This window comes from Devosia ureilytica (genome assembly GCF_024273195.1).
GTDB classification, from domain to species: Bacteria; Pseudomonadota; Alphaproteobacteria; order Rhizobiales; family Devosiaceae; genus Devosia; species Devosia ureilytica.
Genome location: NZ_JAMZCU010000002.1, coordinates 733,220 through 747,480, shown reverse-complemented (window position 1 = coordinate 747,480; position 14,261 = coordinate 733,220). Strand labels below are relative to the sequence as shown.

11 protein-coding genes and 1 pseudogene are annotated in these 14,261 nt (G+C 61.1%); all 12 read right to left on the bottom strand.

The features are described from left to right. Nucleotides 1–9: 9 nt before the first annotated feature. A complete protein-coding gene (locus tag NIM87_RS07710) occupies nucleotides 10–798 on the bottom strand; it encodes an ABC transporter permease (RefSeq protein ID WP_254674047.1) in 789 nt (262 codons plus the stop codon). Nucleotides 799–893: 95 nt separating this feature from the next. Further along, nucleotides 894–1,823, bottom strand: a complete 930-nt coding sequence (locus NIM87_RS07705; RefSeq protein ID WP_254674046.1) for a glycosyltransferase family 2 protein — start codon at nucleotides 1,821–1,823, stop codon at nucleotides 894–896. A 715-nt stretch (nucleotides 1,824–2,538) separates the two neighbouring features. Continuing rightward, complete coding sequence (locus NIM87_RS07700; RefSeq protein WP_254674045.1) at nucleotides 2,539–4,596, bottom strand: AAA family ATPase; 2,058 nt, start codon at nucleotides 4,594–4,596, stop codon at nucleotides 2,539–2,541. Further along, entirely contained in the window at nucleotides 4,593–5,123 is a 531-nt protein-coding gene (locus tag NIM87_RS07695) for a hypothetical protein (protein WP_254674044.1), read from the bottom strand. The genes NIM87_RS07700 and NIM87_RS07695 overlap by 4 nt, the downstream gene beginning before the upstream one ends. Next, nucleotides 5,123–6,385: an SIR2 family protein gene (locus NIM87_RS07690; RefSeq protein WP_254674043.1), complete on the bottom strand. Its 1,263-nt coding sequence runs from the start codon at nucleotides 6,383–6,385 to the stop codon at nucleotides 5,123–5,125. The genes NIM87_RS07695 and NIM87_RS07690 overlap by 1 nt, the downstream gene beginning before the upstream one ends. Nucleotides 6,386–6,786: 401 nt before the next feature. Then, a complete protein-coding gene (locus tag NIM87_RS07685; protein ID WP_254674042.1) occupies nucleotides 6,787–7,110 on the bottom strand; it encodes a DUF736 domain-containing protein in 324 nt (107 codons plus the stop codon). 833 nt (nucleotides 7,111–7,943) lie between these two features. Further along, nucleotides 7,944–8,876: a DUF2493 domain-containing protein gene (locus tag NIM87_RS07680; protein ID WP_254674041.1), complete on the bottom strand. Its 933-nt coding sequence runs from the start codon at nucleotides 8,874–8,876 to the stop codon at nucleotides 7,944–7,946. Between the two features lie 338 nt (nucleotides 8,877–9,214). Next, the gene (locus NIM87_RS07675) at nucleotides 9,215–10,249 is read right to left on the bottom strand and encodes a DUF7146 domain-containing protein (RefSeq protein WP_254674040.1); all 1,035 of its coding nucleotides are present in this window, start codon (nucleotides 10,247–10,249) and stop codon (nucleotides 9,215–9,217) included. Continuing rightward, on the bottom strand, nucleotides 10,246–10,425 hold the full coding sequence (locus NIM87_RS07670) for a hypothetical protein (protein WP_254674039.1): 180 nt from the start codon (nucleotides 10,423–10,425) through the stop codon (nucleotides 10,246–10,248). The genes NIM87_RS07675 and NIM87_RS07670 overlap by 4 nt, the downstream gene beginning before the upstream one ends. Beyond that, nucleotides 10,422–10,838 (bottom strand): hypothetical protein, encoded by a 417-nt coding sequence (locus tag NIM87_RS07665; RefSeq protein WP_254674038.1) that lies wholly within the window; start codon nucleotides 10,836–10,838, stop codon nucleotides 10,422–10,424. The genes NIM87_RS07670 and NIM87_RS07665 overlap by 4 nt, the downstream gene beginning before the upstream one ends. A gap of 87 nt (nucleotides 10,839–10,925) precedes the next feature. Next, nucleotides 10,926–13,004: a ParB N-terminal domain-containing protein gene (locus NIM87_RS07660; protein WP_254674037.1), complete on the bottom strand. Its 2,079-nt coding sequence runs from the start codon at nucleotides 13,002–13,004 to the stop codon at nucleotides 10,926–10,928. A 118-nt stretch (nucleotides 13,005–13,122) separates the two neighbouring features. Continuing rightward, nucleotides 13,123–14,244 (bottom strand): annotated as a pseudogene (locus NIM87_RS07655) (DUF932 domain-containing protein); the annotation flags it as partial. Nucleotides 14,245–14,261 lie beyond the last annotated feature (17 nt).

The window sequence follows — 14,261 nt, the reverse complement described above, 5'->3', positions numbered from 1 at the left end:
GAATACCATCTAGAGTACGAACACCAATTGTCGCCGACAACGGCCGAGGGTAAAAAGGGCGATTGCCCAGATGAGGCAGCCGGAGGCGAGGCAAAAAAGGAACGGGTATGCCGCCATGTCTCCGGTGAGGATTGGTGCGCGCACAATCTCAAGGAAATAGGTAAATGGGTTCCAGTAGTAGAGAAAGTGACGCAGACCTCCGGAGCCTTCATAGGACCAGAATACCGGGGTAAGGAACATGCCAATGCGCATCAGGTTGGAAACTACGAACTGGCTGTCGGGAAAATACGCTCCCAAAAAGGCAATGACGATAATGACAGCCGGCGTCACCACAAGCAGAAGCACGATCCCTGCAAGTGACCACATCCAGCCTGCGGAAAACGCCACGCCGCTCAGCGCCAAAATGGCGATGCATCCGGCAAGTGCATAGGCGGCCCGGATGACCGACTGCATGGCAAGGCGCATCACATAGACTGTTAGTGGCAACGTCGTGCCCTTGATGAAGCTCTCTTCGCGCGCAAACAGCGTAATGCTCTGGTTAATCGTTTCCATGATGTAGAGCCACACGAGCAGCCCGGTCGCCACATAGGCCGGGTAATTTTGGGCTCCGCTATCGCCGCGCTGAAAAACGAAAATGAAGGTGCCCGCGAAAGCGAGATAGCTGATGAGAAGCCAGAGCGGGCCAAGCCTTGTGCGCCGATGCTGGTCGCCGATATCTTCTTGCGCCAGTGCCATCCAGATGCGGCGCATTCGCAAGCCGGAGCCTACGTCATCAAATGCGCCCTTCAACGATTCCAAAATTGTTTTCCTTCGCTAGATGAGCCGCCAGTAGCACATCGGTTGGATATCTAAACGCCCCCGATGGAACTCTGGCGCCACATCACCCGATCATGTCACAATTTGTTCAGGGCGCTCGCAAGGTATAGACCCAGTTGGTCAAGCGACTTCTGCCTATACACACCAGAGCGGACGAGAGACGAAATTCGTTTGGTGAGCTGCCCGGTCCTAGCTTCGGAGAAGAGCCGCGCTGCTTCGCGCGCGTCCTTCGTAAGCATGTCCTCGCACGCCGCCAACCCAACTAGATTGCGATCGTTCCAACGCGCAAACCGTCCCTCCAGGAGCGATCGCAAACGCTGTACTCGCGCGCGCCAGGTTCCATTCTCTCCAATGACATTTTCCGAGTGCTGCCGATACCCTATTTTGGGTTCGCCGGAAAAGTGTACTCTCCCCCCCACCCCAGTGATCATCATGTAACACCACCAATCATGGCTAACGAAGCCTGTCCGGGCGCACGCTTGCTGCATGACGTCGCGTGCGGCCCTGTTCATCACCATGGTATTGCCACCGCCAATGCTCTGTACAATCGCATTGCGGAAGTCCGGCTTTTTGCGGAAGAGCGGCGAAAGCCGCAAGAACGATCCTTCTGCCGTGATGATTCGCGTACGCGAACAATAGAGAGCTGGGGTGCCTTCGGGCTGGTTGGAAAGCCAATCCACAGCAACCGCTAACTTTTCTTCGTCCCACACATCATCTTGGTCGCAGAATGCAAAAAATTCCGCCGCTATCTCTGGGTTCACAATTAGTGACCGGAAATTCTCGGCAAAGCCGCGGCGTGGGCCGTCGGAGAGGTGGACCGTTCCCTTGCGCCAGTCTCTCGCAGTCCTCTCAATAATTTTTCGCGTAGAGTCGTTCGACCCATCATCCGAAAACCAAAGGTCAATCATCGGGTAACTTTGATTGTACAGGCTTGCGATCTGCTGCGATAGAAACGCCTCGCCATTATACGTTGCTATTAGTACAGCGGTTCGGCGGCAAGTTACCATGTTTTACTTCAACCTATTGCCATTGTGGCCTTCTGCGCGGTCCAGCTCCGGCTCAGGCCGGTCTGTTTTACTGCGGACGAAGTGGGCGCTGGCTCAGAACGGATAATGGCTCAACTAGCCTACGGATACCAGCGTCATATAGCGGGCACGTTGGACGACCGTCATCGTTCCTTCGAGCGGTCTTGCCCTTTCCAATCGGACGATGCCCAATTCGTTTATCAAAGTGCCCTTGACCTCGGTCCTGCGCCTCCCTGGCTGCCTGCTCAACGTGGCGTGATTGCTCCTTGGGGCGGTGATGTGGACGACATCGTGCTCGACTTCGTCCATTATTGTGGTGAGTTTGGAGCACCAGGGGCCTATCTGTCGGCGACAGAGCGAGGCACTCGTCGCTTCGGCACGCATCTGGATCAATCGCGAACATCCCATGCTGCGAACCGATACCGCCCGTTGGCCTGATCATTGAACCTAGGCAGGCCAACCCACCTTCCCTTGGCGTCACAGTGCCAATGGGACTGTGGGCGCGCTGGCCAGGCCTTGGTTGGGCACTTTGGTGCACAGGTGTGCGTTCTTCAATCTGCTTCGAAATGCGTCTGGTTGCGTCGTAGCGCGTCACGCAAAAGTGGAGGCAAAGAGGGATTCGAGGCTAAGAAATCGATGAATTATCCAGATCTATCGTGGAGAGCGTCAACTACGTTGTAGTCCGGATCGGTTGAGCTCACTCCCCGACAACGTGGGGAGCGCTGCGCAGCACGCCGACCGGCATGGGTGGGACATCCGCAGCCGTAAGGACGCTCGTCGCGCCCTGGTGCCCAAGATCGATGTCGTATCTGCGGCCGGGCTCGGCAGTCGTGCTCACCAGGCGCCGGCAAAGTAGGTCGGCAAGCGCCGGGTCTTCGACCGCGCATATAATCTGGCGGCGATCGAGACGAAGCGCCGCCAGTACTTCGACGAGATGAAGCGCGCGGAAATCGTCGATATGCTGGACCGGATCATCGAGAAGGAGTGAGCGCCAAGGCGTCCAGGCGCGGGCTAAGTGAACCGACAATAGGAACGCCAGTCCCGCCGCACGTCGCTGGCCGGAGCTGAACACGAATTGCGGGTTCAGCCCGTCGCCGACCTTCAGGCTCAGGAAGCGTTTCACATCGCCGCGGATGCTGTAATCGATGGTCCTCCAATCCGCATGCGGTCTCAGACGTTGATAGAGTTCATTGAGCAAGGGGCTGATCTGAGCCAGCCTTTCATCGATGATCTCGGCGCTGACGCGCTTCACCGCCCGGTCGATCTTGCGGGCGCTGGTTGCGGCGGCCTGTGACTGGCCGACGACATCGGCGAGCTTTTCGATGTCCTCACGCAGAACTTCGATGGTTTTCTCGATCGACGCCATGCGCGAGACCGACTGGGACGCCTCCAGAACGATCAGGGCGCGCTCGAGGTTGATCAATCGGTCGCGCTCGGCCGTTACATGGTTTTCGAGCCCGTCCGGGTCAGAAAGGAAGCGCGGATCTATCCCCCACCGGTCGAAAAACGCGGCATGGGTCTGTTCAGCCTCTCGCAAGGCGTCCTCTTCGGCTTGATGGCCAGAAACCTCACGCTCGACCATGGTGAAGGCGGATGACGCTTGTCGCGCCTGTTCACTGGCCGCAGCCATTCTGCGGCGGGCGTCCTGAACCCCGGAGGCGAGGCTCGAAATCCGCCGACGCGCTGCTTCCAGGCCTGCGGCGAACTCCGCAGAGGTTCGTTGGGCCGCGCAGAGCGGGCAACGGTCCTCATGAACGCCAAGGCGCTCGCCGTGCTCGACCAGAATGGCAAGCGAGGCTGCGACCGCATCCGCGTCCTCTTCTCGGGCGAGCAGCATCTCGGCGGCGGCAACGTCCGCCAAAGCGACGCCTTGCGCCTCCCTTGTCGTTTCAAGCCCGGCCTTCGCCGTTTCCCGCGCTGTTACCGCATTGGGCGCCTGAAAAGCCTGCTGACGGGCGAGCAGAACCCGACCGGCCTCCGCCGCTTCAGCGCTGCGGGCGGTTCGCGTCCGCCCGTCTGCAAGCGCGCCGCGAGCGGCTTCAAGGCGGAGCACCATGTCGGTGGGCGCATTCGGCACGGCGGCGCCCACGATCTCCAACGCGGCAGAGACATCGCCTGAGCGGCTAAGCGAGGCTTGGATTTCCGACTGCTGGGTCAGACGCTCGCCCAACGTGGCGCGCGCATTCTCATAGGCGGCTTCATTGCGGGCGTGAGAGGCATCGGCGGCGGTGACGACATCCCTGGCCTTCGCAGCCGCCTCTGAGCCTTCGAGGGCGCCGAGGGCCGAGCGAACGAGATCGAAGCGTTCGGTCTCGGACAGATCGAGACTGAGGGCAGCGATCCATTCGTCGCGAATGATGGAGGTTCGGGTCAGCTGTCGCAGCGCATCCTCTGGCACAGGTCCGCTGCACAAGGCCGCCTGGATTTCTTCCGGCGACACATCGGCACCGCTCTCGCGGGTCCGGGTGATCTTGAATGGCTTGCCCTCGCCGCTAACGAAGGCAGCGGTGACATAGTGAGCTTCCGGTTCGCCGGCGCCGCGCCACCACAGATAATCGGCGAGGCTTTCCTTGGCGGCCTTCTCGACGGCGTACTTTTCGATCAGTCCGGTGATGGCGAACTCGACGGCGTCGCACAGGGTGCTCTTGCCGACGCCATTGCGGCCGGTGATGACGGTGAAGCCGCCGCCGAAATCGATCCTAGCCTTGTCTCGGAAACCACGGAAGCCGCAGACCTCTACATAATCGAGCTTCATGATCTGGCTCCCAAAATGCGAGCGACCTCCACAGCCGGCGTTTCGTTGAGAAAGGCGGCTACGGCGTCGGCGGGAACGTCCTTTAAGCGGCTGCGGAGGCGGTCTTCGAAGTTGGTCGCACCGAGGAGCGGCTGCGCGCGGAGCCCTATTAAGGGCAGCAACGCCCTTTCGACGTCCTCCGCCGTTGTCACGGCCGTGCGGGCGATTTTTCGGGTGAGTGTGAAGTCTTCCTCTATCCGCTCGATGGCGCGGGCCAGCGAAGGTGCACGCTCGGCAGTGAGTAGCACCGAATAGACATTCCAGGCCTTCATGCCGGCTCCTCGCAAGGACGCGGCGTGGCGTGCAAGGCTAGTCTTTTGGCTGGCCTGCCAACCGGCCATGAGCGCCTCCGCGTTTACGAAGACGTGGACGAAGCCCATGAGGGCGGCGCTCTCGAAACAGGTCACGGGGCCACTCGGCCCTGACCAGGACCAGGTTTCATATTGTGCATTGCGAAGCACGATTTCGGCTTGGGTCGCGATATCCATCAGATGTTCAGCTCCGCGCGTGCGCCGTTGACGTCAAACCAGTCTCCGGCGGCGGCCGGACGTATGAGATCGCCGGTCCGCCCACCCCGGATGACATTGCTGGGAAGACCGAGATCAGTTGCGCCCACGGCGACCACGATTTCGGAGGTGACGGCCACGGGTGGCTCGATGAATTTCGTTCTAAGCGAACCGAGGATCGCCTCGGCGCCATTAATGACCCGGATGCTGCGACCGTTCAGTTCGTACCCTTCGGGTAGCTGGGTGGCGCCAGCCTGGCGCAACAAGAGATGAAAATATCCAAGCGCCTCCACATTGCCGGGGCGAAGGCGTGTGGCCGGCTGTACAGCAGGGATGCCTTCGGCATCCCGGCGCAGCCCGTAAAGGGTCTCGCTGTCGAAATTGGCGATCTGGAGCCAGTCCGGGTGGCATTGAACGCCCGTCGTCTGTTCGAATACGGCCCGGCCCGCGGCCAGAACCTGGCGTAGATAATTCAAGGAGAACGTCCTGCGCAGTTCATCGAGCACGTCCGCGCCGGATTCGCGAACATGCTCGAAATGAACGTTGGCGGCATGGGCGACCTGCCAGAGCTGGGGCGCCTTTTCTTCGAGGGTGTCCGTCGGCGAGAGATCGACGACTGTGACGGAGAGCGGCTGCACGTCCGCAAGGGCGCCGCCGATCACAGCGTTGAGATATTCCCAGTCTGACCAGAAGCCGACGACCAGCAGGTCCTTCTGTCGCAGGTTCGCTGCCATCCAGGTTTTGCTGCGTTCGATGCGGGCCGAGATAACGGGATCTTGGAGTTGGGAGGGGGCCCACACGGTCGACACGGGATCTCGCTGTGCGCATCCATGAAATTTCAAGAGGGGGGCTTGGCGCGCTGCATCGACATTGGCCTCATCGCCATCGAGGGAGCCTCTGAAGGCAGCGCCGTAATCCCAGGCCCGGCGTTCGATGAGGATGTCGTAGTTGCTAGATATGCCCGCGACGGCAGCGCGTGTGATCAGAAAATCGGCGATTGCGGCGTGACCGGGATTGTACGGTCGCGCAAAGGCCGGCCATGGCACCAAATGCTCGATGAAGACGGACTGGAGCGTATTGGTTGCCACGAAGTGTTCGGCCAGCGCCTCGAGATTGTCACGCAGCGCGATATCGCAGGCGGGATCGACCTCGAGCTGGTATTTGTCAAAACATCGTTCTGCTACGGTGCGAGCCGATGGTAGGCTGCTGGGCGGCGCCATCGACAGGCCCGCGCCGCAGACCACCAGAAGCCGGCCGGCATTCATCGATGCGAGAAGTCGCGTTAGGATCTCCGGACTCAACTGCATTCCCCCCGACTACATAATGCTATTACCACCGGATCCGAACCTGCCGGCGGAATTTCTCTCGGTCACCGCAAGCAATAATTACGGTCACCGAGAATGTCCGTTCTCGATTACTATTGGTCAAGAGCGGGTAGGCCCTGTTGGGCTAGACTAAGCCGAAAAGCTTGGCGATGGCGGATGGCTGCCTGTAGGAGTTCGCGATTAGATCCTAAGCGAGCCGCTTGGTTAGCACAGACCACCACACCTTTGATGCCCTTCACTTTCCATGTCGCCATGCTTGTCGCTACGCGCTTGTCCTCGAAAGAGGAGCCCGCCCAGTTGCGGGCGGGCTCTCTAATTCCTTATTCGCTGCGGCGGGCGGGGCGAGACCAGATGAGGCTGTGGGTGTCACCGTCCTCATCCTCGAAGAGGTTGGCATAGATGGGATTGGAGAAGCTGGGATCGTCGACCTTGAGGCTCAGATAGTTCCTGCCTTCGTTGGACGTCTTGGACCAGGCGGCTCCGATTTCTGCGCGACCGACGAAGACGCGGTGGCTGGGTGCATTTTCGCCAATGGCCCGAGTGTCGGGGGCGATGCGGACATTTTTAGCCTGAACCGAAAGGGTGAGGATTTCGCCGGTGAATTCGTTGTTGGCGGTGGATTTGAAGGTGCCGATGGTTGCCATGATAATCTCCTTGATTTTCCTACGAGCCCGCCCCTTGCGGCCTCGATGGCGATCGAAGGGCCGAAGACGATCGACGGCGCACCCGCAGGGGAAACGGGAGAGGAGAGCTTTCTTGTCTTTCCGCGAGGAATGCCGGCCTGCGCCGGCAGGGGAAGAAAGCTTGACGACGCCGTTGCGCCATAGGCGATCGAAGCGCAGCTGATCTTCGGCCAGATCAGCCCATCGAAGAGGCCGGATGGGAGCGGACTTGTCTTGGGGAAAGCTCAAGGAGGCTATGTCAGCCACCCTGCGCCATGGAACCGGCTTCACGGATTAGCGGCGTGGATCACCTTCGGTCAGGTTTTGAACGCCTTTGATTCGACATTGGCACCGGAGAACATCCCCATAGACTTCGCTCTATGGCGATCCAGGTCGCTGTTTGGTACCGGATTCCAAAAGACGAAAGAGGGTATTGCGCAGTCATGTTACGCTGGCCGGGGTTCCTCATCGCGCGCGCCAAGTCCGGTATGGGGCAGGTTACCTGCCGCCGTTGATGACAGTTCAGTTGGCCCATGGAAATTTCACAGAGCGTCCTGGTCTCTGGCGGGGGCCCTTTCCACCGACCACAAGATGCGCCGCGATAGTTGGCATGGAGATAGACCAAGTCGTAAGGGGGCCAGACGAATTCGGGATGATGCTGGTCAGTCCGGTCGTGGTGGGTGCCGGTACATTCAGGGACGCTTGCAGCCGTACGCCGAGCTATGAGCTCCTGGCTTGCGAGAAGCCAGGGCAGCGGTGGCATGCTCATTTGCTAGGCTATCCCCGCCCTGTGGGCGGCGCTCCTAGGGTGGCGCTTACGCGCCACCCCGCTTGCGGCAATCGAAGAGTTTGATGCCAAATTTTCTGGCCTTGTCAGCCAGGTTGTCCTGGATGCCGGTGCCCGGAAAGACGATGACGCCGATCGGCAGGATGTCGAGCATGGCGTCGTTGCGCTTGAAGGGCGCGGATTTTCCGTGCCGGGTCCAATCGGGGGCAAAGCCAATCTGCTGGACCTTTCGCGTGTCGGCCCATTTGCCGGCGATGAATTCGGCTCCCTTTGGCGATTTGCCATGAATGAGGACCATGTCGGGATGCTTGGCATGAACCTTGTCGAGCACGTCCCAGACGAACTGGTAGTCGTTGAAATCCATGCCACCGGTAAGCGCTACCTTGGGGCCAGCAGGCAACAGGAGCTCGGTTTCGGCCCGGTGGCGAGCAGCCAGAAAATCGCGGCTGTCGATCAGGCTGGCGGTCATGGTTTTGCGGTTCAGCATCGAGCCTGCGCGCGGTCGCCAGGCCGAGCCGGTCTGGTGTTCGTAGCGTTCGGCGGCCTGGTCACGCATCAGTTCGAGGGCATCGCGGCGTGCGGACAGGAATTGTCCCGTGGTGACAAGGTTTTCCAGTTCGACCGATTTGACCTCGCTGCCATCCTGCTCTTGCTGCAGCCGGCGCTGGTTCTGCTCATTGTCATCGAGTTGCCGCTCCAGCCGGGCAGCAGCCCGATGGAAGGTGCTGACACTCGACCATAGCAATTCGCCGAGATCGGCATCGAGCGCAGTGTCGGCAAGACTGGACGCGAGAGCATCGAAGATATCGGTGACAACGCCGGCGAGAACATTGTCTTCGGGGATTGCTCGAGGATCAGCCTCGTCGGCGGAAGGGCGCCAGCCATAAAGCTGCAACTGGCTGACAATATGATCGGTCGAAGAGGAATGATGGTGCGGTTCGATCGCGTCGTGTTCTCGCATGATGTTGCTCCCGTCGGTTCGACCGCGACCCTCGCGGCCTTGATGGCGACGAAGCCCATGACCGGGACGGAATGGCACCCCAAGCGCAGCGCGTGGCCGGAGCGACAGCGCAGGATGGCAGAGGCCAACTATTTTGTTCGCGCTGGAACGGCGTCGCTATCGATCGACATTGTTCGCGAAAAATCGCGCGCCGCCGGAAAATAGTTGGTCGTCGCCATTGCCGGGCCGACCCGGCCATGGGCCGATCGCCCTCTGCAAGGCCGGGTCCGCGGCTCTTGTCGACGGGCCAAGGGAATGTGGTGCCGATGAAAATGGAATCGCTCGCCTTCCTTGCCGTCTTATGCTGCCCCATGAAGGTAGCGAATGCGGTCGCGCCGGATGACCTGTTCCCCGACCAGTTCCCGAACAGCCTGAATGCCGAAGTGCCGCAGGTCATCGTTGAAGTCGGCCAGGCCGGGCGACAGGACGATGGGTTCGATCCCGGCCCGATGCGCGCGGTCAGCGAGATGGTGGCACACATTGGCGCCGGCCCGGTCATTGTCGCGAATGATATAGAGCCGCCGAAGGGATAACGGGAACAGGATGGCGGCGAGGTGAGCGGCCGACAAAGCTGCCGCCATGGGCATGTCAGGCAAGACGCATCTGAGGGATAGGACGGTTTCGATGCCCTCGCCTGCAGCCATGACGGTGCCGGCCGTGCCAAAACGGACAGCGTGACCCAGAAGATCGCCCATTGCCCGGCGCGGGGTGACGATGGGCGCCTTGTCACCGCCGTCATTGGAAAGCCAGGTTCGATGCGCTCCAGTTTGCCTTCCATGAAGATCGGTGACGGCTGCGATCATGGCCGGCAGGGTTTGCCGCGATCCGCCGTCTTCGGGACGGTAATAGCAATGTGGATGGAAACGCAGGGCACTGGCACCATGCAGCACGGTGACGGCGCGTTGACGAAGGTAGGTTTCTGCCAGTGTGCCGAAAATGGGCCGCGCCATGTTGAACAGGCGCCGAGACGCTTCGGGTGATCCAGTAGGGATTGGGTCAATCTCTATATCTGGTGATGGTACCGCCTCGCTTTCAGTCAAATTGAGAAATCGCCGTGCTTCACGACCAACATCCCTAAAGTCGGCGAGACCCGTCGATTCCCGGATAACATCTAGCAAGTCGCCGTGCTCGCCGGTGGCCGCGTCGGCCCATTTGCCAGCGGCGCCTTTCCCGATCTGCGGACCAAACAGTCGCACAAACATCGAGCGTCCCGGCGTGTTGCGGGCATCACCGACGATCCAGTATTTGCCGGAGCGGCGACCGCTGGACAGATAGTACCGACAGACCGCCTCGGCCCGCAGGCCAAGGCGAGTGGCAAGGTCAGCCGCCTTCATGGCGGACCATCACTGCCGCTGGCCGGCAAAAAGCCGTCCGGATCGCCAAGTCCGAGCGGCTGATACTGCGCGCAGGAATTGCCTTCGGTTAGATGGCCAGAAGGCGTGATGGCAATGTCGGCGGCCGCACGCAGCAGGGTCCGAAAATCGCTACGGTTATGATCGGGAATGCTCATAACGTCCGGCCTGCCTTAGCCAATTGACGGGCCAACCAGCCATGGGTGTCATTCCAGGCCAAGGTATCGCCGGTGGTGAGGTCAAGAACGAGAGCGCCGCCGCCGAAACTGTGCATCATGGGTTTCGAGCAGACATGGGCCCATTCGAAACCCCAAGGCCCGGTGAGCCCAAATTCCTGCGCACAGCGCCGGACAAAGCGGATCACCACCCCGGTATCGCCGGAGGGCGAGGCAGAAATCCGCAGGCGGCATTCGCTGGCCTGTTCGTCCACATTGAGATCAAAGCCATCCCGGAACGCGGCCCCATTGTCCGAGTGCTCCTGCGTTTCCTCATAAATTTGCCGGGCGCGAAGCAGGTTTTCTGGTGTGCGCACATCGAGTTCGGTTGCAAAGAGTGTCAAGTTGTCGGCCATCTGGCCCTCCAAAATGCGAAAACCCGGCACGACGGCCGGGCGGGAAAAGAGGAGCGGGACGGCCGAGGCCGCCCCGCGGATGGATGGTTACTCGGCAGCAACTGGATGGACCGTGCGGCCATCATTCTCGACCGGTTCATCGAGGTCGCTATCGTCCGCGGCCTCCAGCTGGCCGGCACTGTCGCCGGCACTCTGCAGCACCGGATCCGCGGCCCCGCTGTCACCCGCAGGGCGGAGCACGTCAGGCAGCCAGTCGGATCCGGCGAGCAAGGTTTCGGCTTCGATCGCCATGTCACCTTTCTTGAGATGAGCTATGCGGTCGGCGGCGCGCTGGCCCTTGGCCTCTGCAACCGCCTGCAGAATCCGGCCCTTGGTTACCCGGCCGAGATAGTTCGCCGCGGTCGGTGCCCAGAGTTTGGTCATGTCGAGCTCTACCGCCTGGGACAGGCAGTCGGCATGAGCAAACACGCCGGACCGGCGGTTCCAGGTTTCGTGCACGGCATTGACGGAGAGACTTACAACGTGGGCGAACAGTTCGGAGCGGCTGTCGGCGTCCCACTCGCCCAGGGCATCCCAAAGGTCCCCGGCATCTTCAGGCAGCGTCTTGCTCCAACCGTCATGCCGAGCGCGAATGACCTCGGCGGCGGCACTGTCCTGCAACCCGGAACCTGCGCCACCGAAGTTATTGCTGCGCAGAAGATCGAGACAGGTCTCGGGGGCGTGGTGGTAGAACGCCTTCAGCACCAAGGCGTGGAGTGTTGCGAGCAAGGCAACATCGGGGCATGCGCCGAGAGCATAGCGCAGGCCAAGCGTGCGATGGGCCGTCAGCTCCGTGAGCAGTTTGTCAGAGATCGGCGCCAGGCTATTGTCGTCCTCGGCGTCCGTGGATTCGATGGTCCCAGGCGCGGCAGCGGCAGAGGCCGCCTCGTTGCCCTGCCCAATCTCACCGCCGGTATCACCCTCACGGTCTGCTACGCGTTCGTCCTCGGGCCGAACATAGCCGCTTTCGATGCACAGGCGGCCGTCGCCGGTGATGCTGATGAAGGCGCCCGCCCGGGCAATCTCCTCGGGATCATACTGCGTCGGACGATCCTCGAAAGCGGCAAGCGTCGTTTCGAGTTCGGCGAAGCGCTCGTCCACCAGGTCAGGAAGGTCGTCGCCGCTGTCCTGATACTCTTCAACGAGACGGTCGTATTCGACCTGGAGCGCAGCCCGGGCAGCTTCTTCTTGAGCAGTCAGCGGCACCGTTTCGCCATGGATGCGACGGAGGCCATAGGTGTGGCCGTAGGGAAAGTCGGTGGCCACCTGCACCCATTTCCAGCCTTCCGTGGCAATAGGCTCAGCGCATTGCTGGAGCTTTTCGACAACCAGCCGGTCGAGAAGGGAAGCGTCCTGCAGCCAGCCCCCGTCGTCGGATTCGAAAAGGTCCCGCAGCACTGTTCCACCGGCTTCGATATAGGCACCGACACCAACGAACAGTGCCCGCTTGTCCGAGGCCCGCACGGCACCTTCGGTCAGCATGCGCCGGATCGAATATGGCGTCTTGTCGTAAGATGACTTCACACGCTCGAAGACCTCCTCCTGCCTCCCATGATCACCGGTGACCGTGAAGGCCATGAGCTGGTCGAGGGACACGGCGTCCTCGGCATAAGCGTTGAGCAGGACCGGCGAGACGGCGGCGAGCTTGAGCCGCTGCTTGACCACATTGAGTGAAACAAAGAACGCGGCGGCGATTTCTTCCGCGCTCTGGCCTTTCTCCCGCAGCGTCAGAAAGGCACGAAATTGGTCGAGCGGATGCAGCGCCTCGCGGTGCACATTTTCAGCCAGGGAATCTTCTTCGGCGATGCCACCCTCACGAACCAGGCAAGGGATCAGCGCATCCTTGGCCAGGCGCCTTTGCTTGACCAGCCGTTCGAGCGCCCGGAAGCGGCGGCCACCGGCCGGGACTTCATACATACCGGTTTCGGCACCGGTCTCGTCCATGACGGGCCGGACGCTCAGGCCCTGCAGCAGGCCGCGCCGGGCAATATCTTCGGCCAGTTCCTCAATGGAAACACCGGCCTTGTTCTTGCGGACATTGGCCTGGCTCAACACGAGCTTGTCGAGAGGAATGTCCCGCGAGGTGCTGAGAGCGATCGGGGGCTTTTTCTTGGGGGTCGTGGACATGGATCATACTCCGTAACGGGCCGCCGGGAGCCTCTCTCCCGACCTGTCGACCCGTCACGACAAAGGGCGCCGCCCTCTAGCTCTGAGGACGGCGCCGCAATCTCGGGATTCGGGATGTTCACACCCGATCGAGCAGTTTCTTGGCCTTGCCTTCGAGATCGAGCCGGACATCCTGATGCGGCTTGTCTCGGGCCATGCGGGTAATGCCCTGGACGAAATCGAAAATGGATTCGGGCTTGCGGCCTTCTCTGACGAAGACCGTCTCGATGACCTTTGCCGTCTCGGCTCTGGAAAAGCCGCGCGCGCGCAGGAACTCGCTGCGGTCCTCGTCCGTGCGGGCCACGATCTGCTGCCGCGCCGCCTTGATGCCATTGACGAAGGCCAGGGGCGAGGAATTGGCGAAGCGCGTCAGCGCCGGGGCGGCTTCGTGGGCAAAACGGGAAGCGGCATATTTGGAATGACGGATGGTGATCTCCTGAAAATCCTCCACGCCCCACAAATTGCGGTTCTGGCAGACCGCCCGCAGGTAAAAGCTGGCCATGCCCAAGGTTTTGGCGCCGACCTCAGAGTTCCAGCAATAGAAGCCGCGGAAGAACAGGTCCGGCTCACCATTGGGCAGCCGCCCGGCCTCGATGGGGTTGCGGTCATCGACCAGGAACAGGAAGACATCACGATCGGAGGCATAAAGCGTGGTCGTATCCTTGGCGATATCCACATCGGGATTGTAGATGCCGCTCGACCAATCCAGCACGCCGGGCACCTTCCATCTGGTGTCACCGGTGCCGTTACCTGCAATCTTCTGCACCGCTTCCACCAGCTCGTGGTCATAGATGCGGCCATAATCGGGCCCGGTCACGGCCCGTAGTTCGACCCGGCCATCCTTAGTTTCGAGCGTTTTGATTTGTTCGGCACGATGACTGCTGAGGCCATACTGCAGATTGATCGCGGCTAGCGGTGCTGGCAATTGCCGCAGATAGGCGGCGGGCGCGCCGACCAAGCTGGATAACTGTCCAAAACTCCAGTGCGTCGGCGCCGCAGGACTATCCGTGCCCGGCAGCATCAACGCCATGTGTTCAGGATTGCCGCTGCGGGCCTCAACCCGGATCGCCGCACTGTCAACCGTGCGCGTCCGGCTTCGCTCGGCCCGTCCCCGAACGGAGGCATAGAGTTCGGACAAGGACAGATAGCGCTGGTCGTCGGGCCGGTTGAACCATTCCGAGCTCACTCGCCCGATCCGCTCCCTGGAGTGGACCCCGT

Bases quoted from the DNA above. Each gene is read 5' to 3' on its own strand.
- NIM87_RS07705 (WP_254674046.1), bottom strand. From the start codon at position 1,823: ATGGTAACTTGCCGCCGAACCGCTGTACTAATAGCAACGTATAATGGC.
- NIM87_RS07700 (WP_254674045.1), bottom strand. From the start codon at position 4,596: ATGAAGCTCGATTATGTAGAGGTCTGCGGCTTCCGTGGTTTCCGAGAC.
- NIM87_RS07695 (WP_254674044.1), bottom strand. From the start codon at position 5,123: ATGGATATCGCGACCCAAGCCGAAATCGTGCTTCGCAATGCACAATAT.
- NIM87_RS07685 (WP_254674042.1), bottom strand. From the start codon at position 7,110: ATGGCAACCATCGGCACCTTCAAATCCACCGCCAACAACGAATTCACC.
- NIM87_RS07680 (WP_254674041.1), bottom strand. From the start codon at position 8,876: ATGCGAGAACACGACGCGATCGAACCGCACCATCATTCCTCTTCGACC.
- NIM87_RS07675 (WP_254674040.1), bottom strand. From the start codon at position 10,249: ATGAAGGCGGCTGACCTTGCCACTCGCCTTGGCCTGCGGGCCGAGGCG.
- NIM87_RS07670 (WP_254674039.1), bottom strand. From the start codon at position 10,425: ATGAGCATTCCCGATCATAACCGTAGCGATTTTCGGACCCTGCTGCGT.
- NIM87_RS07665 (WP_254674038.1), bottom strand. From the start codon at position 10,838: ATGGCCGACAACTTGACACTCTTTGCAACCGAACTCGATGTGCGCACA.
- NIM87_RS07660 (WP_254674037.1), bottom strand. From the start codon at position 13,004: ATGTCCACGACCCCCAAGAAAAAGCCCCCGATCGCTCTCAGCACCTCG.